We start from the raw sequence: 17,510 nt of genomic DNA, 5'->3' as shown, positions 1-17,510 counted from the left end.
AGTCTCGGAGAGTGGACGACCTCCTGCTGTGGCTGTTCGACGTGATCCAGTCGATCGACCCGGTCACGCGCACGCTCATCGCGGGCGTCGCGGTCATGCTCGAGACCAGCGTCCTGATCGGTCTGATCGTCCCCGGTGACACCGTCGTGATCATCGCGTCCATGGGGGTCGCGAATCCGATCGAGGGCATCGCGATGGTGGTCGCCGTCGTGGTGGGCGCGCTGATCGGCGAGAGCATCGGTTTCTGGCTCGGTCGATGGCTCGGCCCGCGCATCCGCCGCTCCTGGGTGGGTCGCCGCGTCGGCGAGACCAACTGGGTGCGCGCCGAGAACTATCTCGCCAGGCGCGGCGGCATCGCCATCTTCCTGTCGCGCTTCCTTCCGGTGCTCCACTCGCTCGTGCCGCTCACGGTCGGAATGAGCCACTACTCGTATCGCCGCTTCCTCGCCTGGACTGCTCCCGCCTGTCTGCTCTGGGCGACCGCGTACGTGAGCATCACCTCGCTCGCGGCCGGGAGCTTCCGCGAACTCGTCGACCGCGTGCACTACGCCGGCTACATCTTCGTCGGCGTGATCGCGCTCTTCCTACTGCTCGTCTTCCTCGGCAAGAAACTCCTCACGCGACTGGAGTCCCGGCATATCGATGCGCCCGAGGCGGACGCGCAGAGCGGTGCGGACGTGAAAGACTGAAGCAATGGCTTCTGCACCCCTGGCGCCCCGGATCCACTGGTTCGCGCGCCTCGAGCACCGCTTCCACGTGTGGCGGGAAGGCCGCGCGCGCCGTCGCGGACGCGTCGCCACGATCCTCCCCTTCCCCGGATACGGCGGGCCCGGCTGGGTGCGTGTCCTCGGACGCGTCCTGATCGTCCCCCCGCAGCGGAGCACGAAGGACGGCGAGCCCGCGAGCGTGCGCGGTTGGCGGAGCTTCGTCGGCATCCCCGTCAGTTTCGCGAAGGTCACCGTGCAGATCGGGGACTCGGTGCACCACGTGGTCGCCGACCGCGGCGGCGTCGTGGACGCCGTGATCCACACCGACCTCGAATCCGGCTGGCAGACCTTCAGGTTCTCCGTCGAAGGACAGGAACCGGTCGAGGCGACCGCGTTCGTCGTCTCCGAGTCCACCCGCTTCGGCGTGCTGTCCGACGTGGACGACACCGTCATGGTCACGGCGCTCCCCCGCCCGTTCATCGCGGCCTGGAACTCCTTCGTGGTCGACGAGCACGCTCGCCTGCCCGTTCCCGGCATGGCGGTCCTGCTCGATCAGCTCCTGCGCCAGCATCCCGGCGCGCCGATGATCTATCTCTCCACCGGCGCGTGGAACGTGGCCCCCACCCTGCGACGCTTCCTCGGACGGCATCTGTTCCCCGCCGGATCCATGCTGCTCACCGACTGGGGCCCCACGCACGATCGGTGGTTCCGCAGTGGCCGTGAGCACAAGCTCACGAATCTGCGGCGACTGGCCACAGAGTTCCCGCACGTCAAATGGCTGCTGATCGGCGACGACGGCCAGCACGACGAGGCGATCTACTCGGAGTTCATGGAGGAGCATCCGGATTCGGTCGCCGGAGTCGCGATCCGCCGTCTGCTCCCCGCGGAGGCCGTGCTCGCCGGCGGTCGCGCCGGGCGCGAGCCGCACTCCGTCGACGTCGCCCCGTGGGTGAGCGCCGAAGACGGCGCGGGCCTGCGCGATCTGCTCGGCGAAGCCGGCATCCTCGACTGACATGTCTCTCACGCGGTCCGAGTGGCGGGAGCGGGAGCAGGCGCATCAGGAACGCGCTGACTCCCTCACCGCTGCGCACCGCGACCGCGCGAGCCGCGGCGAGAAGCATCCGGTGTGGGATTTCCTCTTCACTTACTACTCCTACAAGCCGTCCCAGTTACGGCGCTGGCACCCCGGTGCCGGCGTCGAGCTGGAGGATGCGGTCGAGCGGCGCGGCTGGCGCTGGTACTCCCCCGGAGCGACCGAGGGTGGGGTCGTTCCCGACGCACGGGCCTTCGCCGAGGAGAAGCCGGACCTCGCGGCCCTCGTCGAGCGGATGCTGCGACGCACCGCCTCCCGCCCCGGACAGTTCGGCTGCTTCGGCCTGCACGAGTGGGCCATGGTGTACCGAGCCGACGAGCTCCGGCATCCCGTCCCCCTGCGTCTCGGGCAGGACGGCACGGATCGCGTGGTGGAGAGTCACGAGCTCCGGTGCACGCATTTCGACGCGTTCCGTTTCTTCACACCCGAGGCGGTGCCCCGCAATCGCATGGCGCTGAGCCGCGACGACCAGCCGCTCCTCGAGCAGCCCGGGTGCCTGCACGCCGGCATGGACCTGTACAAGTGGGCGCTCAAACTCGGTCCGCTCGTGCCCGGGGAACTGTTGCTCGATGCGTTCGAGTTCGCGCGCGACATCCGCCTGCTCGACATGCAGGCCGCGCCCTACGATCTTGCTGCCTGGGGCGTCGAGCCCGTCGCGATCGAGTCGGTCGAGGGCAAAGCCGAGTACGTGCGGCGTCAGCGCGCTTTCGCCGATCGAGGTGCGGCACTGCGGGGACGTCTGCTCGACTCCTGGCTCGGGGCCGCGGCACCCGTGAGCTGACCCGGAGTCAGGTTGCGGGTTCGCACTCCGCGCACAGCGCCCACTGCGCGGGGGCCGCGGCCTGCTGCAGCCGCAGGGCCAGGACACGGGTCGCGGCGTCGGCGAGCCGGTCGGCGGGGATCGTGCCCGCGTCGACCGCTGCGGTGATCCCGGCGACCATGTCGCCCGCGGTGTCGGCGGTCGAGCCGGCGACCATCAGCAGCAGGTCGCTGCCGGCCGCGAGTGCATTCACAGCGTTCGCCACGGGATCGGCGTACTCCGGGATGCCGGAGGACTGGAGCATCCCGAGATCGTCGGTCACGATCACGCCGTCGAAGCCCAGCTCGTCGCGCGCGATCGCGTGCCACGCCGGCGAGAGCGAGGCGGGCGCGGTGTCGACCGCGGTGTAGGCGAGGTGCCCGAACATGAGCAGTGAGGCCCCGGCGTCGATACCGGCGGCGAACGGCACCGCATCGCTCACGCGCCACTCGTCGAGCGTCTCGTCGGTCGTGGGGATCGCGTGGTGCGAGTCGCCCGGCGCCGCACCGTGCCCCGGGAAGTGCTTCAGAGTCGACGCGAGGACCGGCTCCTGCGCCGTCGTCGCCGCGGCAATCCTCTCCGCCGCAGCGGAGGGATCGGTGCCGAGCGCTCGGCCGTAGATGAACGATGACGCATCGGCGGTCACGTCGGCCACCGTGCCGAAGTTCACGTCGATCCCGGAGCGCACGACGAGCGCTGCCCGCGCCGAGAACGCCGCGGAGGTCGCCTCGACCGGCAGGGACTTCAGAGTGGTGGATGCCGGATACCCGTCGCTCGGGAGACGCGACACGATCCCGCCTTCCTGGTCTATCGCGATGAGGGGCGGCAGCGCGGGGTCGACCTTCAGTGCGGTCGTGAGCGCCGTGAGGCCCGACTCCTCGTCGGGGATGTTGGCTCCCATGAGCAGGAAGCCCCCGAGGCCCTGCTGCATGTAGGCGCTGAGAGCCGCGGCATCCGTCGTCGGGATGTGTCCCATGACCACGGAGGCGGCCTGCTCATGCGTCGTCATGTCGGCGACGAGATCCGCGGCGTGGGCGCGCACGGCATCGTCACCAGTGGTGTGCGCGCGGGTCATGTTCGCCGTGGTGGCTCCGGAGTCGGCGATCGCCGACCCGGATGCCAGCATGCCCACGCCGAGCACAGCCGCGGCGAGGAGCGCGCCGACACGGTGTACGCGCATCGCCTCAGGCGTCGAGTGCGTCCGCGATCGGCGTGGACGTCTCGACAGTGCCGTTCCCGAAGCGGATGGTGCGCCCGAACGTCGACGGGTTGCCGACGGTCTCGGCGATCACCGCTGCGACATCCGCTCGCGCCACCTCGCCGCGACCCTCGGGGTCGAGGAGGATGCGTCCGGTGGGATCGTCGAACGTGAGAGTGCCCGGGCCGAGGATCGTGCCGTCGAGGTCGACCCCGCGCAGGTGCTCGTCGGCAGCCCACTTCGCGTCGGCGTAGGGGAAGAAAGAGTCGTCCTCAGGGACTCCGTGATCGGCGGTCGACCCGATCCAGGACACTATGACGTAGCGGCGCACGCCGGCATCCACAGCGGCGTCCATGCTGCGGATCGCCGCATCGCGATCGACCGCGTACGTCCGTTCGGGCGAGCCCCCGCCGGCACCGGCGGACCACACGACCGCGTCGTGACCGGAGATGATCTCCGCCAGGCCCGCGGTGTCGAGCTGCTCGATGTCGGCGACCAGCGCACGGGCGCCGGTCTGCTCGACCTCGGTGACGTGATCGGGATTGCGGATCACCGCGGTGACCTCGTCGCCGCGGGCGACGAGAAGCGGGGCGAGCAGCAGGGCGATGCGGCCGTGGCCGCCGAAGACGATGATGCGCGACATGTCCTTCACCCTACGCGCGTTCACCGACACGGGCTCCGGGGTGGTCAGCGCGGGCCCTGCGTGCTATCGATCACGAAAGCCTGCGGGTGCCCGGGCAGGTAGCGCACGACGACCTGCTCCCCCGAGAGGTACGCGTCGCGGTCGGGGTAGACCGCCGGAGTGAAGAAGTTGCTCTCGATCGTGTACTCGACGCCGCTCGAGGTCGTGAACGTGACCCAGTCGCCGTCCTTCGTGCCCGTCGTCGGCACGCCGTTCTCGTAGATGTAGGCGCGGGTGAGCGGCACGCCGGTCAGGCTGAGGATGCCGATCACGAGGTTCGCGAGCATGAGGAACGCCAGCACCCGGAACACGATGCGGAGGATGCTCCCCCCGACCTCTCCGCGCGGCCGTGCCTCCGCGACGGCGAGACCCTCGCGTTCACGGACGCTCCGCAGCGACGCCGTCCTGCGCACCACGCCCCCGGCCGTCGACATCGCGAAGAGGCCGAGGATCGAGAAGCCCGCGATGAACATCATCGCATAGCCGTGTGCCGCCGGGAAGTTGAGCAGCCAGAAGAACGTGTCGAGGGGGTTCATCGGCCCGGCTCCTTCTCGATCGTCACGGCCACGGTCTGCGGATCCTCGCGCCGGTAGAACGCCCAGAGCGGCGATCCGACCTGGAAGCGCGAGATCGCATCGGGATACGCGAACACCGCAGTATCGGCCTCCCAGGTCGCCTCGCCGTCCGGCGCCATGAGCACCTTGAGCGTCAGCTCGCTCTGCCCCTCCCGTCGGCGGCCCGTCGGCCGGACCTCGAGCACCGATGCCGGGACCTGGATGCCGGTCGTGCGTGCGCGCACGAGTCGGGGGTCGATCAGTCCTTTCTCGATGCGCCACTGCAGCATGGCCTCGCGCACCTCGGGCTGTGCGATGTCGGCGAGTTCGACCGTGTCCGGGTCGGCGGGACTGTAACGCACCGGGACCGGGCTGCCGACCTGCACCGTCGCGAGATCGGTCGGCGGGATGAGGCTCCGCAGTTGCCCGACGAAGTCGCCGCCGGCGCGCGGCGTGACGCGGATGAACAGGTCGTACTGCGGGACGTCGTTGATGGAGAGGCCGGTGGGCGCGAGCTCGACGATGCGCCCGACGCCGATCTGCGTCTCGCCCCGCAGCCTCCTCCCGCGCACGCCGAGTCCGGTGAACGTCATGCCGAAAGTGAGGATCACGCCCCAGGCGACGCCGATGAGGATCGGGGCGAGGAGGGTGTCCTCTCCCGAGAACGGGAGGATCGACGTGCGCTGGTCGACTCCGAAGAGCCCCTCGCCCGTCCAGATCACGAGCCAGGCGGTGAGGAGCAGCCAGATCACCCAGAGCACGATGCGGACCATGCGCTCAGCGTAGCGAGGTCGGGCGGCCCCGGCGGAGAACGGACCTCGAGATGACCCTCAGGCGCCGGGGACGTTCGCCGCCGAGAGCGCGCGTCGCACCCCTGTCGCGGCGGAGCGGCCGGCCCGGTTCGCCCCGATCGTGCTGGCCGAGGGACCGTAGCCCACGAGCTGGATGCGGGGATCGGCTACAGCCGTCGTGCCGCGACCGTTCCGGTCCAGCTGGATGCCGCCCGCGGCGCTGCGGAGATGCAGCGGGGCCAGGTGGCTGATGGCGGGTCGGAAGCCCGTGGCCCAGAGGATCGCGTCGACGCGTTCGAAGGAGCCGTCGGCCCAGCGCACGCCGTCGGGTTCGATGCGCGCGAACATCGGGCGCCGGTCGGCGTAGGCGCCGAGGCGTTCGGCCTCCCTCTCCTGCTCGCGGAGCATGAGTCCCGTCACGCTCACGACGCTCTGCGGGGGCAGGCCGCGGGCGACCCGCTGCTCGACGAGCGCGACCGCCGCGGCGCCCGCCTCCGGGGTGAAGTCGTCCGTGCGCCACACGGGCTCCCTGCGCGTGACCCACAGCGTGTCGGCGATCGGGGCGAGAGCACCGAGGAACTGCACCGCCGACGCCCCGCCACCGACCACGAGCACGCGCATGCCCCGGAAGTGCTCCGGCCCGGGGTACTCGACCGTGTGGAACTGCTCGCCGAGGAATGTCTCCATGCCCGGATAGTGCGGCAGGAAGGGGTGCGTCCAGGTGCCCGTCGCGTTGACGAGCGTGCGCGTGCGCCACTCCCGGTCACCGGCGCGCACCACGAGGACGCCGTCCTCGTCGTCGACGCGGTCGACATGTACCGGGCGGACCACCGGCAGATCGTGCGCGGCCTCGTAGGCGGCGAAGGTGCGCGGCACCGCGACGTTCGCGCGCTCGTCGTCGCGCGCGGGTGGTGCGTCGTCGGGCAGTTCGGCGACGCCGTGCACGTCGTGCATCGTCAGCGCATCCCAGCGGTGCTGCCACGCGCCGCCCGGTGCCGCATCCGCATCGAGCACGACGTGTCGGATGCCGAGACGACTCAGATGGTACGAGGCCGAGAGACCGGCCTGCCCCGCGCCGATCACGACACTGTCGAGGATGCTCACGCTGTTCTCAACGCCGCCCGTGCGCGCGTTGTTCCGGCGCGCACGACGCGCCCGGACGGCAGGCCCGGATTGGTGCTGCGTGCGATCCGTGTAGTACGCTGTTCGAGTTGCTCCGAGCGATCGGAAGCAGTTCTGGGCCTGTGGCGCAGCTGGTAGCGCACCTGCATGGCATGCAGGGGGTCAGGGGTTCGAGTCCCCTCAGGTCCACCGATGAAATCCCGCGAGAGATCGCGGGATTTCTTGTTTCCGGGACGGAGTCGCCGCGCCTCAGTGCACCGCGCTCTCCCACGACGGGAACGGATCCGCATACGCCAGCCACGCGGCCGGGCCCGCGAGCAGCTCTTCGTCGGTGAGCGCCGCGGCGTCCAGCGCGCGACTCAGCGCCACCGCATCCATGTCGATGCCCGTGAACGCGATGTCCTGCCCGAGCGCGAGGGGCTCGTCGTGGTGTCCGTCGAGGGCGAGCGGGTCGATCGAGATCATCTGCCCCACGTGCTCCCAGGAGCCGGAGAGCCCTGGTCGGGTGGCGATGCGGCACATCCCCGCCGAGCGCAGCACCGCGCCGAAAGCTCCGGAGCCGATCTGCTCGTCGAGCACGCGGTGGAGGCGATCGGGGTGGAAAGGGCGCAGCTGCTGGTAGCGGAAGGTCTGCACACGGAGGTCGCGCATGAACGGGTCGTGCTCGTCGTTGAGCACGTGCACCCACCCCGGCTGGTGCACGTGATCGTCGAACCGGGACTGCGGCCCGACCCGCTCCGCGCGTGTGAGACCGATCTGCGCGGCGGGCGCGAGGTGACTCAGGAGCGCGAGCAGCACGGCGAGGTCTCGCGTGGGCACGTCCTCCCACCCCGTCACGATCAGCGCGCTCGCGAGTTCGATCTGCTGCACCATACGCAAGGCCCGCGCGACGTAGCGGCACGGCCGGGTGCCGGGCACGGTGTAGTACTCGTCATCGAGGAGGTCGTCGAAGAATCGCGCGGCGTCGACCACGCAGACGACCTCGCGCACCGTGGTGTGGTCGTCATCGAGGAAGGAGCCCAGCGTCTCGACGAGGGACGCTTCTGCCGGGATCTCCGCGATGAGCCGCTCGGGTCTGCCGTGACGCACGACGTGCAGCGCGTCGGACGAGAAGTCGTGCGCGGCGTCCGTCCGGAGCGCGTGCGAGACGACGCAGCCGCGTTCGACGGCCAGCCGTCGTACGATATGCGCTCGGGGTCCTTGGCGGTGTCCGCAGACGATGACGGCCTCTGTGTTCACGGTGCTCCGTTTCGATCGTGGTCATGCTCTACTCTGTAGATGATAACCATTCTCATTAAGGAGTCACGCATGAAGGTCCGCGCTTCGCTCAAGTCGCTCAAGAACCAGCCCGGTGCGCAGGTCGTGCGCCGTCGTGGCCGCGTCTTCGTCATCAACAAGCTCAACCCGCGCTTCAAGGGCCGCCAGGGCTGAAACGCGAGTCGCCGATAGATGGAGATCGCCGCTTACGGATGCTCTCCGGCGGCGTTTTCCGTCTATCGAGTCGGGCGCCTGACGCGCGAGGAGAGGCTCAGGCGTCCACGATGCGGAACGCGACACCTGCGCGTGCGAACGCGCGCAGCGTCCGCCGCGACGGGCGCACCAGCACGGTCTCGACGCTCATGCGCGCGAGCGGCAGGTCGCTCGCGGAGTCGGTATGCAGCACGGCGATCTTCTCGCCGGGGAACGCCGCCCGGAACGCGGCGGCCTTGTTCTCGCCGACGTTGTGAGCCGCGAACCGTGCGCCGTCCGCCAGGAACCGGAGCTGCGAGGCGTGGACCTGCACTTCCGTGACGCCGATCTCGGCGAGATAGCGGTGCGCGAGCCAGCGCTCGGTGGCGGTGCTCACCACGACGACGCCCTCGCTCGCCGACCGCCTCAGCGCCGCGAGAACCTCCTCGGGCGCGTTGCCGTCGCGTGCGGCGAGACGCCGGGCGACAGCATCCGCGAGCTGCAGGTACTCCTCCTCCGTCACTCCCGCGAGCGCGAGGTGCACGATGGCACGGTTGCACCGCGGGCGCAGCCGCCCGCCCGGGCCGGCGAGGGCTGCGGCGAGCGCGAGGAGGGCCACGGATCCCGCGAGCCAGGGTCGGCGCCGCAGACGCGCGAAGACGAGGGCGGCCATGGTGTCGGAGCGGCTGAGGACGCCGTCGAGGTCGTAGACGGAGATCACTCGCCGTCGACCTCTCGTTCGATGATCAGCGACACCCGATCAGCGCGGTACACGTCGACCGCGAACTCGACACACTCGCCCGTCGCGAGGTAGGTCCTCCGCGTCAGCTGCAGACCCCCCGACTCCGGGCGTCCCCCGAGGTGGGTGCCGGCCTCCCCGTCGAGGACCACGACCTCCAGGGCCGCGGTCGTGCGCGCCAGCGTCAGACCGAAGCGTCGCCGCACCTCCTCCCACAGCGATCCCGAGAGATCGCCCTCGAGGAGACCCGGAACAAGGTCGGCGCGGTAGTACGTGGTCTCGAGAGCGAGCGGCTCCTCGTCGGAGCGGCGGAGGCGCTGGAGGGCGTAGACGAGCGTCCCGACCGGCACACCGAGCCCGTCGGCGACCTGGTCGTCCGCAGTGCGCTCCTCGGCCCAGAACAGCTCGGCACCGGGATGCCGGCCAGCCCGCGAGACCTCCTGCGAGAACGACCCCAGGCGGAGTTCCACACGAGGTTCAGAGACGAAGGTCCCGCGGGTCGCCTCGCGGTGGACCGTCCCCTCGCGTTCGAGCACCCCGAGCGCGCGGCGCACGGTCATCCGGCTCACGCCGAACTCCACGCACAGCTCACGCTCGGGTGGGAGCGGATCCCCGGCGGCGAGCGCGCCCTCTCGGATGCGGGTGCGCAGCGCTCCGGCGATGCGGACGTAGGCCGGTTCTCCCCCGGTGACTGAGGGGTTCTCCTCGGGCGCTTCGATGCTCACCCTTGACACGCTACCGGTCACGTCCCTATCGTACGTTGGTATATACCAAAGCTGGTCTATACCAACACCCGACGACGGAAGTCGAGCCATGGACACCACACCTGCCTCCCCGGCATCCTCCGCCCCCGCCGGCGTGCGCATGAAGCGCGAGCTCGGCCTGTACGCCTCCTTCGCCGTCGCCTTCGGCTTCGTGTCGATCGCCACCGGCATCTTCACGACCTACGGGGCCGTGTTGAACAGCAGCGGTCCCCGCGGCATCTGGGCCTGGCCCATCGCTGTCGTCGGCCAGACCATGGTCGCGCTGATCTTCGGAGCGCTCGCCGCCCGCATCCCCATCAGCGGCTACGCCTACCAGTGGGTGTCGCGCCTCGCGAACCCCGTGCTCGGGTGGCTCACGGGGTGGGTGTCGTTCGCCTTCCTCGTGATCGTGGTGGTCGCCGTCGACTACACGATCGCCGCCACGATCCTTCCCGAGCTGTTCGGCTACGCCCCCACCCCCGCGAACTGCTGGGTCATCACCGCCCTCGTCATGCTGCTGCAGGCCATCCTCGTGGCCCTGAGCACCAAGCTCACGAACCGCGTGAACGAGGTCGCCGTCACGGTGCAGATCATCGGCATGATCGGCATCACCCTGCTGCTCTTCGTGGTCGGCGCCGCTCTCGGCCGTCTCGACTTCTCCACGCTCTTCGCGACCGCCCCGGTCACCGAGGCCGGCTACTGGGACTTCGGCGGCCTGACCGACGCCGGCCCGTTCCCTCTCGCCTTCCTGCTGGGCGCGTTCACGATCGTCGGCTTCGAGTCGGCGGCCAACCTCGCCGAGGAGACCAAGAACCCCGAGCGGGTCATCCCCCGGGCGATGGTGCAGGCCGTCATCGCGCTCGGCGCACTCGGGATGCTGTTCCTCATCGCCGTCACCGCTCTCGCCGGTGACCCGCAGCTCTCGCGCAGTCCGCGACCCCCGTCGCCACCGTGATCACCTCGGTCCTCGGTCCCGTGATCGGCAAGATCCTCCTGGTGCTCGTCGTGATCTCGATCTTCTCGTGCGGTCTGGTCATCACCCTCAGCGGGACGCGCCTCATGTGGGCGATGTCGCGCGACGAACGGTTCCCGGCCTGGCAGGTGCTGCGCCGCGTGAGTCGCACGCGGCACACCCCCGTCGCCGCCACCGTGGGCTACCTCGTCATCACGCAGGCGATCCTTGCGATCTTCAGCGGCACCAGCGATGCTCTGTTCATCCTGTTCTCGGCAGCCACGCTGCTGCCGGCCATCATCTACGCGGGGACGGTGCTCCTGTACATCGTGAAGCGGAAGTCGCTCCCGGCGAGCACCGGGTTCTCCCTCGGACGCTGGGAGGTGCCGGTGCTGGTGCTCGCGAGCGTGTGGCTGGTGTACGAACTGCTCATCTTCCGCGACGCCTCGTTCGAGCAGCCGCGTCTGTACGTCGGCATCATGCTCGTGATCGGGATCGCGTACCTCGTGTACCTCCTCGTCACCCGCGGACGCCGGGGCCTCACGATGCCCGACATGGCCGACGTCGACCGCACGTTCGACGACGACGCCGTCCCCGCCTCCTGACTCCCGACCGCCCGTTCCCCTGAAGGAAGATCCACCCGTGAACGTCTCCACCCCTCCCCCCGTCGTCGCCGTCATCGGCGGAGGCGTCGTGGGATCGGCCCTCCTCCACACCCTCGCCCACCGCGGCGTCGACGCCGTGCTCCTGGAAGCCGAGAGCGACCTCGCTCTCGCGGCGAGCGGCACGAACTCCGGAGTCCTGCACACCGGGTTCGACTCGACGCCGGGGCAGCTCGAGACCGCGCTGATCCTCCGGGCGGCGCAGCTCCGCCCCACGATCCTCGCCGCGCTCGGCATCCCCGTGCTCGCTTCCGGGGCAGAGCTGGTGCCCCGCAGCGACGAGGATCACGAGACCGTTCGAGCGCTCGCCGCGAACGCCGCCGCGAACGGGGTCGAGGTGAGCATCCGTCCCACCGACGGCGCTTTGCTCGTCCCCGGCGAGTCCGTGACCGACCCCGTCGCCTTCACGCAGGCTCTCGCGGCCTCCGCGGTCGCTGCGGGCGCGCGGGTGCAGACGGACGCCCGGGTCACGGCGATCACTCCCACCCCCGAGGGTCTCGTGCTCGAGACTGCTGCCGGGGGTCGCCACGTGGTCGCCGCCGCGATCAACGCGGCCGGCCTTCACGCCGACGAGGTCGCCCGCCTGATCGGCGACGACTCGTTCGAGATCTACCCCCGCAAGGGCGAGTTCTTCGTGTTCGAGCTCCCCGACGGCAAGACACTCGACCGGATCATCCTCCCGGTGCCGACGAAGCGCACCAAGGGCGTATTGGTCTTCCCGACCCTCGACGGCCGGGTCGTGGCCGGCCCCACCGCGATCGATCTCGACGATAAGGACGACTGGAGCGTGCGACCGGAAGCCGAGGAGGAGATCCTCGCGAAGGCGGTGGCGCAGTTCCCGCCGCTGGCAGGCCTCACCCCCGTCTTCCGCTATGCGGGCCTGCGTCCGGCGGGACGCGACAGCAACTACGTGATCGGTCGGTCCGCGAGCGACGATCGTCTGATCAACGTCGCGGCGATCCGCTCGACCGGGCTCACCGCCTCGCTGGGCATCGCAGACCACGTCATCGGGATGCTGCCTGCCCTCGGCATCCCGGTCGGCGACCTGCGTCCCCCGACGCCCGCCGCGCCGCGCGCCGCCGACGACCCGTGGTGGCGGCGCACCGCCGCCCACCACGGGATCGAGGCGTCGTGACGACCGTCCTCGCGATCGACCAGGGCACCTCGGGCACCAAGGCCGTCGTCGTGGGCTCCGACGGGGAGATCCTCTCCCTCAGCGAAGTGTCGGTCCGCCCGACCTACCTTCCCGGCGGAGGGGTGGAGCACGACCCCGAGGCGCTGCTCGACTCGGTGCTCCGCGCCGGGCGGGTCGCCGTGAACACGGCGAACGTCGACGTCGACGTCGTGACGCTCGCCAACCAGGGCGAGACCGTGCTCGCCTGGGACCCGGACTCCGGGCGTCCACTCTCGAACATGATCGTGTGGCAGGACCGTCGTTCCGAGTCGATCTGCGCCGAGCTGCGCGAGCACGCCGACGAGATCACCGCCCGCACCGGACTCGTGCTCGATCCGTACTTCTCCGCCCCGAAGCAGGCCTGGCTGCGCCGCGAGGTCACCACGGAGGGTGTCGTGACGACCTCCGACAGCTGGTTGCTGCACCGGCTCACCGGAGAGTTCGTCACGGATGCATCGACAGCGAGCCGCTCGCTCGTGGTCGACCTCGACGACGTCGCCTGGGCCCCCCGACCTCCTCGACCTGTTCGGGCTCGCCGACGAGCGGATGCCCAGCATCCTCGCGTGCGACGACGTGGCCGGATCCACGACAGCATTCGGCGGCTCGGCCGCGGTCGGCGGGCTCGTGGTCGATCAGCAGGCCGCACTCGTCGCACAGGCGTGTCTGCGGCCGGGTGAGGCCAAGTGCACCTTCGGCACCGGAGCCTTCCTGCTCGCCAACACAGGCCACGAGGCCGTGCGCTCCTCCGCCGGGCTCTCCTCCTCGGTGGCCTGGCAGCAGGGCGGCAGCACGACCTACTGCCTGGACGGGCAGGTGTACACGGCCGCCTCCGCCGTACAGTGGCTCGAACGGCTCACGTTCATCGACACCGCCGCCGACCTCGACCGGGTCGCGGCAGTCGACGCCGGCGGAGTGCTCTGCGTCCCCGCGCTCGCGGGTCTCGCAGCTCCCTGGTGGCGCCCCGACGCGACGGCCACCTTCACCGGCATGACCCTGTCGACCGGGAGCGAGCACCTCGTGCGCGCCGTGCTCGAAGGCATCGCCGCTCAGGTGGCCGAGCTCGCCACGGCCATGAACGCGGATCTCGAGCGACCGTTGCAGCGCCTGCGGGTGGACGGCGGTCTCACGCAGAGCCGCGTGCTCATGCAGGCGGTGGCCGACCTCATGCGCATCCCCGTCGACGTGTACCCCTCATCGCACGCCACTCCGCTGGGTGCTGCGGCCCTCGCCCGCTGCGCCGTGACGCCCGGGCTCGCACTCGAGGACGCGATCATCCCCTGGACGCCGGTGCAGACCTATGAACCGCAGTGGTCCGACGAGCGGGCCGAGGAGTTCTCCGCGCGCTGGCGTGCCGTCGCCGAGGCGCAGGCCTGACCCCGCGAACGATTCCCGGCCCCGCGGCGCGCGGCGGATCACCAGGGTCTTGCCGTCCGGTGATGGTCTGATAGACGCAAGGACGCGCCGATCGGCGCCTGGCGGGAGGCACACGTGATGGGATTGTTCCGACGACCCGAGCCGATGAGCGACGAGGCGGCCGCACGCGTGACGGGCGAGACCGGCCGCCTGTGGTCGCGCGGATGGGGGCTCGCCGCCACCCGCAGCCTTCAGACCCTCGCGGTCCTCGCGCTGGTCGCCGTGGGCGTCCTCGTCATCACGCAACTGTCGCTGGTGTTCATCCCCGTCACGATCGCGCTGATCCTCGCGTGTGCCATCCACCCGCTCGTCGCTCTGATGCGCCGCAAGGGAGTGCCCTCGATCCTCGCCACGTGGATCGCCCTCATCGGCATCCTCGCGGTCCTCGGCGGCATCGTGTGGGTCATCGTGCTCACGGTCCGCTCCCAATGGGACGACCTCGTCGACTCGGCGACCGACGGCATCTCCCAGGTCACCGCCTGGCTCGACACTCTGCCGTTCGACTTCGCCTCGATCGACCTCGACGACGTGTGGGCGAGCGCGGGCGACTTCCTCACGAGCGCCTCCTTCGGCCAGGGCGCGCTCGCCGGAGTGTCGGCGACGGCGAGCTTCTTCACGGGCCTCGCGCTCATGATCGTGGTGCTGTTCTTCTTCCTCAAGGACGGCCCGCGCATCTGGGAGTTCCTGCTCCGACCCTTCACCGGCGCGAGCTACGAACGCGCTCGCCGCATCGGCGACAAGACGGTCGACGTCTTCGGCGGCTACATCCGCGGCACGTCGATCGTCGCGGCGGTCGACGCCGTCGGCATCGGCATCGGTCTCGCGATCCTGCAGATCCCGCTGGCCGTGCCGCTCGCCGTGATCGTGTTCCTCACGGCCTTCATCCCTCTCGTCGGCGCCACGGCCGCCGGCATCCTCGCGGCTCTCGTCGCGCTCGTGACGCACGGGCCGATCGCGGCGCTGATCGTCGTGGGCATCGTGGTGCTCGTCAACCAGCTGGAGGGCAACTTCCTGCAGCCGGTCGTGATGGCGCGCTCGCTCAAGCTGCACGCGCTCGTCATCCTGCTCGCCCTGACCGCGGGCACGATCCTCGGCGGCATCGTCGGAGCGGTGCTGTCGGTGCCGCTCGCCGCGGTCGCCTGGGGCATCATCACCGTCTGGGACGGACCGCACACCCCCGCCCGGCCCTTCCGCAAGAAGCGCCAGGAGACGGTCTGAGCCCTACTCCCCGACCGCGAGCGCGTCAACGGACTCCTCGGCGCCCCGCTCATGACCTAGCGTGATCGGACCATCACGAGAGGAGCACGACATGAGCAATCCCCTGATCCCTCCGGTCCCGCCGCTGGACGGAGACGACGAGGACGTCGAGTCGGCGACCCGCGAGGTCGACGGAGAGCGCGAGCTCGACCCTGACGCGAACCCGGAGCGCATCGACAGCGCCGAGGCGGACCGTCTGGCGGCCGAGGGCGATTGATCAGCTCCCGCCCGCGGACGCGACCTGCGCGCGCCACCACGGAGTCTCGATGAAGCCGCGCTTCATGAACACGAGCTCCATGGCGGCGTTCCATCCCTTGACGCCCTTGAGCTGGGCGATCGTCCCGGTGAGGAAGTCGTGCAGGGTCTCGGTGCTCGGCAGGATGATCTCGCAGTAGAGCGAGTTCTCCTCCAGCGCCGCCGCGAGGAACCGCACGGACACGTGCTGCGACAGCGTCTGGGCGACCGACGCGAGCCGTGAAGGCTCGACGCGCAGCATGAGGAGGGTCTCCGCGCTCATTCCGAGAGCGGATGCCGGCACCATCGTCACGGTCGTGAGGCACCCCGCCGACCGCATCCGCTCGTATCGCCGTCGCACGCTGCTCTCGTTCATGTCGAGCTTCGCCGCGATCGACAAGAACGAGGCACGCCCGTTGTCGCTCAGTTCGCGGACGATCGCGCGATCCGCGTCGTCGAAGTGCGAGGGGTCGCAGGTGTTGGGAGCGGGCATGTACGACGTGGGGTCGCTCGCCGCCTCGGCATGCGAGTCGTACAGCTGCCGCCCCCAGTCGAAGCTCACCTTGTAGGTGTGCACCACCAGGTCGCTGCGCCACCGCTCGACGCCCGGGATCGCCTGCAGGTCCGTGAGCACGTGCGCGTAGTTCGCGGAGTCACCGGGGATCACGACCTCGGCGAACACGTCGAACTTGCCCGTCACGAGCGTCACGAACCGCACGTACGGCGAGCCGATCAGCGCTTCCGCCACGGTCAGCTGCGAGCCGGGTGTGCAGTTGATGCGTACGAAGAACGTCTCGACGTGCCCCTCGCTGCCGAGGGTCGGGACGATGCCGACGCGCACGATCCCCTCCGTGAGGAGCTGCTGTCCCCGTCGCGTCACGGTCGACACCGACGCTCCGGCGAACTCGGCGATCGAGGTCCAGCTCGCTCGGCCGTCCTGCTGCAGGGCGACGACGATGCGTCGATCGAGGTCGCTGACGTCCCTCACCAGTGGTACGGAGCTCATGCCGTCGGCGGCTGCACCCGGTGCAGGAACGTGCGCACGGTGTCGGTCCACGCCTCTGCCTCCTCGATCTGCGGGGAGTGCCCCGACTTCTCGAACACCACCATCTCGGAGTCCGGGATGAGATCGGCGATCGTCTGGCTACACGATACTGGCGTGATCCAGTCGGTCCGTCCCACCGTGATGAGTGTCGGCACCACGATCTCGTGCAGCCGCGGCTTGAGGTCGTAGTTCGGGAGGTTCACCGAGAACGCGTAGTTGTGCGCGCGGTAGCGGTAGGGCGTAGCCTCGACCTTGCGCTCGACGGCTTCCGGGTCGTACACGAAGTCATAGAGGGGCAGGATCTCGCGCCAGCAGTCCTTGAGGTCCTCGTCGTCGCGCACCTGACCGATGTCGATGCGGTCGAACTTCTCCATGTCGATCGTGACGCGGTCGGAGGCGAGGGCGTTCTCCCTGGCGAGGTGCGCGTTCGAGTTGTCGGGCGAGGTGTCCCGGAGCACGATCGCGGACACGCGGTCGGGGTACCGCAGCGCATACTCCATCGCCATGAATCCGCCGTAGGAGCCGCCGGCCATGACGATGCGCTCGGCGCCGATCCACTCCCGCAGGCCGTCGATGTCGGCCGCCCACTGCTCGTGGCTGTAGGTGCCCTCGCCCTCGCTCTGCCCGCTGCCGCGCGCATCGAACACGACCACGCGGTACTCGTCGGCCAGGCGGCCGAAGCTCGCGCGCGGCTCGGCTCTCGACCCCAGTCCGGGCGCGCCATGGTGCGTGATGATGACGGGTGCGCCCTCCGGTCCGAGCACCTCGACCGCGAGATGGTTGCCGTTGATCTCGACCCACTGGTGATCGCTGGTCGCCGCGGCGAACTCCGGGGAGACCTCCGGTGTGCTGCTCATCTTCTTCCTCTTCCTGTCCAGATCTCTGTGGTGTGCCCC

At 70.0% G+C, this 17,510-nt stretch carries 21 protein-coding genes and 1 tRNA gene; 12 read left to right on the top strand and 10 right to left on the bottom strand.

Annotation, left to right across the window (positions count from 1 at the left end):
* Positions 1-11 precede the first annotated feature (11 nt).
* The 3 genes from MRBLMX7_RS17835 to MRBLMX7_RS17825 are packed head-to-tail and all read left to right on the top strand — an operon-like array spanning position 12 to position 2,581.
* The gene (locus tag MRBLMX7_RS17835) at positions 12-689 is read left to right on the top strand and encodes a DedA family protein (RefSeq protein WP_050723858.1); all 678 of its coding nucleotides are present in this window, start codon (positions 12-14) and stop codon (positions 687-689) included.
* Positions 690-693: 4 nt separating this feature from the next.
* Complete coding sequence (locus MRBLMX7_RS17830; protein WP_050723857.1) at positions 694-1,719, top strand: App1 family protein; 1,026 nt, start codon at positions 694-696, stop codon at positions 1,717-1,719.
* A 1-nt stretch (position 1,720) separates the two neighbouring features.
* Positions 1,721-2,581 carry a 3-methyladenine DNA glycosylase gene (locus MRBLMX7_RS17825; RefSeq protein ID WP_363370523.1) on the top strand — a complete coding sequence of 287 codons (861 nt, stop codon included), beginning with the start codon at positions 1,721-1,723 and terminating at the stop codon, positions 2,579-2,581.
* A gap of 7 nt (positions 2,582-2,588) precedes the next feature.
* Here the strand turns inward: MRBLMX7_RS17825 and MRBLMX7_RS17820 are convergent, their stop codons facing one another.
* The 5 genes from MRBLMX7_RS17820 to MRBLMX7_RS17800 are packed head-to-tail and all read right to left on the bottom strand — an operon-like array spanning position 2,589 to position 6,928.
* The gene (locus tag MRBLMX7_RS17820; RefSeq protein WP_363370521.1) at positions 2,589-3,779 is read right to left on the bottom strand and encodes a glycoside hydrolase family 3 N-terminal domain-containing protein; all 1,191 of its coding nucleotides are present in this window, start codon (positions 3,777-3,779) and stop codon (positions 2,589-2,591) included.
* Positions 3,780-3,783: 4 nt separating this feature from the next.
* Positions 3,784-4,440, bottom strand: a complete 657-nt coding sequence (locus MRBLMX7_RS17815) for an SDR family oxidoreductase (protein WP_363370519.1) — start codon at positions 4,438-4,440, stop codon at positions 3,784-3,786.
* Positions 4,441-4,484: 44 nt separating this feature from the next.
* Positions 4,485-5,015, bottom strand: a complete 531-nt coding sequence (locus tag MRBLMX7_RS17810) for a hypothetical protein (RefSeq protein WP_363370517.1) — start codon at positions 5,013-5,015, stop codon at positions 4,485-4,487.
* The gene (locus tag MRBLMX7_RS17805; protein WP_363370515.1) at positions 5,012-5,806 is read right to left on the bottom strand and encodes a hypothetical protein; all 795 of its coding nucleotides are present in this window, start codon (positions 5,804-5,806) and stop codon (positions 5,012-5,014) included. The genes MRBLMX7_RS17810 and MRBLMX7_RS17805 overlap by 4 nt, the downstream gene beginning before the upstream one ends.
* A 57-nt stretch (positions 5,807-5,863) precedes the next feature.
* Positions 5,864-6,928: a flavin-containing monooxygenase gene (locus MRBLMX7_RS17800; protein ID WP_363370513.1), complete on the bottom strand. Its 1,065-nt coding sequence runs from the start codon at positions 6,926-6,928 to the stop codon at positions 5,864-5,866.
* Positions 6,929-7,062: 134 nt separating this feature from the next.
* On the opposite strand from MRBLMX7_RS17800, the gene MRBLMX7_RS17795 reads away from it, so the two are divergent.
* Positions 7,063-7,135 (top strand) — tRNA-Ala (locus MRBLMX7_RS17795).
* Between the two features lie 60 nt (positions 7,136-7,195).
* Here the strand turns inward: MRBLMX7_RS17795 and MRBLMX7_RS17790 are convergent.
* Complete coding sequence (locus tag MRBLMX7_RS17790) at positions 7,196-8,185, bottom strand: GTP-binding protein (protein ID WP_363370511.1); 990 nt, start codon at positions 8,183-8,185, stop codon at positions 7,196-7,198.
* A 69-nt stretch (positions 8,186-8,254) separates the two neighbouring features.
* On the opposite strand from MRBLMX7_RS17790, the gene ykgO reads away from it, so the two are divergent.
* Positions 8,255-8,377 (top strand): type B 50S ribosomal protein L36, encoded by a 123-nt coding sequence (gene ykgO, locus MRBLMX7_RS17785; RefSeq protein ID WP_036311902.1) that lies wholly within the window; start codon positions 8,255-8,257, stop codon positions 8,375-8,377.
* Between the two features lie 97 nt (positions 8,378-8,474).
* Here ykgO and MRBLMX7_RS17780 read toward each other — a convergent pair whose 3' ends face one another.
* Both MRBLMX7_RS17780 and MRBLMX7_RS17775 read right to left on the bottom strand, forming a co-directional pair.
* Positions 8,475-9,116: an HAD family hydrolase gene (locus MRBLMX7_RS17780; protein ID WP_363370509.1), complete on the bottom strand. Its 642-nt coding sequence runs from the start codon at positions 9,114-9,116 to the stop codon at positions 8,475-8,477.
* Positions 9,113-9,859, bottom strand: coding sequence for a GntR family transcriptional regulator (locus MRBLMX7_RS17775; RefSeq protein WP_363370508.1), 747 nt, complete (start codon positions 9,857-9,859; stop codon positions 9,113-9,115). Before MRBLMX7_RS17775 ends, MRBLMX7_RS17780 begins: the two co-directional genes overlap by 4 nt.
* An 88-nt stretch (positions 9,860-9,947) precedes the next feature.
* Here MRBLMX7_RS17775 and MRBLMX7_RS17770 point away from each other — a divergent pair, with 88 nt between their 5' ends.
* The 7 genes from MRBLMX7_RS17770 to MRBLMX7_RS17740 all read left to right on the top strand — a co-directional run bounded on the left by MRBLMX7_RS17770 (position 9,948) and on the right by MRBLMX7_RS17740 (position 15,552).
* Positions 9,948-10,832, top strand: a complete 885-nt coding sequence (locus tag MRBLMX7_RS17770; protein WP_363370506.1) for an amino acid permease — start codon at positions 9,948-9,950, stop codon at positions 10,830-10,832.
* A complete protein-coding gene (locus tag MRBLMX7_RS17765) occupies positions 10,829-11,434 on the top strand; it encodes an amino acid permease (RefSeq protein WP_363370504.1) in 606 nt (201 codons plus the stop codon). Before MRBLMX7_RS17770 ends, MRBLMX7_RS17765 begins: the two co-directional genes overlap by 4 nt.
* A gap of 37 nt (positions 11,435-11,471) precedes the next feature.
* Positions 11,472-12,626: an NAD(P)/FAD-dependent oxidoreductase gene (locus MRBLMX7_RS17760; protein ID WP_363370502.1), complete on the top strand. Its 1,155-nt coding sequence runs from the start codon at positions 11,472-11,474 to the stop codon at positions 12,624-12,626.
* The gene (locus MRBLMX7_RS17755) at positions 12,623-13,342 is read left to right on the top strand and encodes an FGGY family carbohydrate kinase (protein ID WP_363370500.1); all 720 of its coding nucleotides are present in this window, start codon (positions 12,623-12,625) and stop codon (positions 13,340-13,342) included. Before MRBLMX7_RS17760 ends, MRBLMX7_RS17755 begins: the two co-directional genes overlap by 4 nt.
* Positions 13,239-14,039, top strand: a complete 801-nt coding sequence (locus MRBLMX7_RS17750) for an FGGY-family carbohydrate kinase (RefSeq protein ID WP_363370498.1) — start codon at positions 13,239-13,241, stop codon at positions 14,037-14,039. Before MRBLMX7_RS17755 ends, MRBLMX7_RS17750 begins: the two co-directional genes overlap by 104 nt.
* Positions 14,040-14,156: 117 nt before the next feature.
* Positions 14,157-15,296 carry an AI-2E family transporter gene (locus MRBLMX7_RS17745; protein WP_363370496.1) on the top strand — a complete coding sequence of 380 codons (1,140 nt, stop codon included), beginning with the start codon at positions 14,157-14,159 and terminating at the stop codon, positions 15,294-15,296.
* A gap of 91 nt (positions 15,297-15,387) precedes the next feature.
* Positions 15,388-15,552, top strand: coding sequence for a hypothetical protein (locus tag MRBLMX7_RS17740; RefSeq protein WP_363370494.1), 165 nt, complete (start codon positions 15,388-15,390; stop codon positions 15,550-15,552).
* Here the strand turns inward: MRBLMX7_RS17740 and MRBLMX7_RS17735 are convergent, their stop codons facing one another.
* Together MRBLMX7_RS17735 and MRBLMX7_RS17730 are read right to left on the bottom strand one after the other, a co-directional pair.
* Positions 15,553-16,575 (bottom strand): Lrp/AsnC family transcriptional regulator, encoded by a 1,023-nt coding sequence (locus MRBLMX7_RS17735; protein ID WP_050723874.1) that lies wholly within the window; start codon positions 16,573-16,575, stop codon positions 15,553-15,555.
* Positions 16,572-17,471 (bottom strand): alpha/beta fold hydrolase, encoded by a 900-nt coding sequence (locus tag MRBLMX7_RS17730; RefSeq protein ID WP_363370493.1) that lies wholly within the window; start codon positions 17,469-17,471, stop codon positions 16,572-16,574. Before MRBLMX7_RS17730 ends, MRBLMX7_RS17735 begins: the two co-directional genes overlap by 4 nt.
* Positions 17,472-17,510: the final 39 nt, after the last annotated feature.

Origin of the sequence: Microbacterium sp. LMX7-1.2 (assembly GCF_040675935.1) — a bacterium.
Taxonomy (GTDB): domain Bacteria; phylum Actinomycetota; class Actinomycetes; order Actinomycetales; family Microbacteriaceae; genus Microbacterium.
The sequence above is the reverse complement of the archived record's forward strand: the minus strand, read 5'-3'. Positions and strand labels throughout refer to the sequence as shown.

Coding starts and splice junctions, on each gene's coding strand:
- MRBLMX7_RS17730 (WP_363370493.1), bottom strand. CDS start 17,471: ATGAGCAGCACACCGGAGGTCTCCCCGGAGTTCGCCGCGGCGACCAGC.
- MRBLMX7_RS17745 (WP_363370496.1), top strand. CDS start 14,157: ATGGGATTGTTCCGACGACCCGAGCCGATGAGCGACGAGGCGGCCGCA.
- MRBLMX7_RS17825 (WP_363370523.1), top strand. CDS start 1,721: ATGTCTCTCACGCGGTCCGAGTGGCGGGAGCGGGAGCAGGCGCATCAG.
- MRBLMX7_RS17735 (WP_050723874.1), bottom strand. CDS start 16,575: ATGAGCTCCGTACCACTGGTGAGGGACGTCAGCGACCTCGATCGACGC.
- ykgO (WP_036311902.1), top strand. CDS start 8,255: ATGAAGGTCCGCGCTTCGCTCAAGTCGCTCAAGAACCAGCCCGGTGCG.
- MRBLMX7_RS17770 (WP_363370506.1), top strand. CDS start 9,948: ATGGACACCACACCTGCCTCCCCGGCATCCTCCGCCCCCGCCGGCGTG.
- MRBLMX7_RS17810 (WP_363370517.1), bottom strand. CDS start 5,015: ATGAACCCCCTCGACACGTTCTTCTGGCTGCTCAACTTCCCGGCGGCA.
- MRBLMX7_RS17815 (WP_363370519.1), bottom strand. CDS start 4,440: ATGTCGCGCATCATCGTCTTCGGCGGCCACGGCCGCATCGCCCTGCTG.
- MRBLMX7_RS17740 (WP_363370494.1), top strand. CDS start 15,388: ATGAGCAATCCCCTGATCCCTCCGGTCCCGCCGCTGGACGGAGACGAC.
- MRBLMX7_RS17830 (WP_050723857.1), top strand. CDS start 694: ATGGCTTCTGCACCCCTGGCGCCCCGGATCCACTGGTTCGCGCGCCTC.
- MRBLMX7_RS17820 (WP_363370521.1), bottom strand. CDS start 3,779: ATGCGCGTACACCGTGTCGGCGCGCTCCTCGCCGCGGCTGTGCTCGGC.
- MRBLMX7_RS17805 (WP_363370515.1), bottom strand. CDS start 5,806: ATGGTCCGCATCGTGCTCTGGGTGATCTGGCTGCTCCTCACCGCCTGG.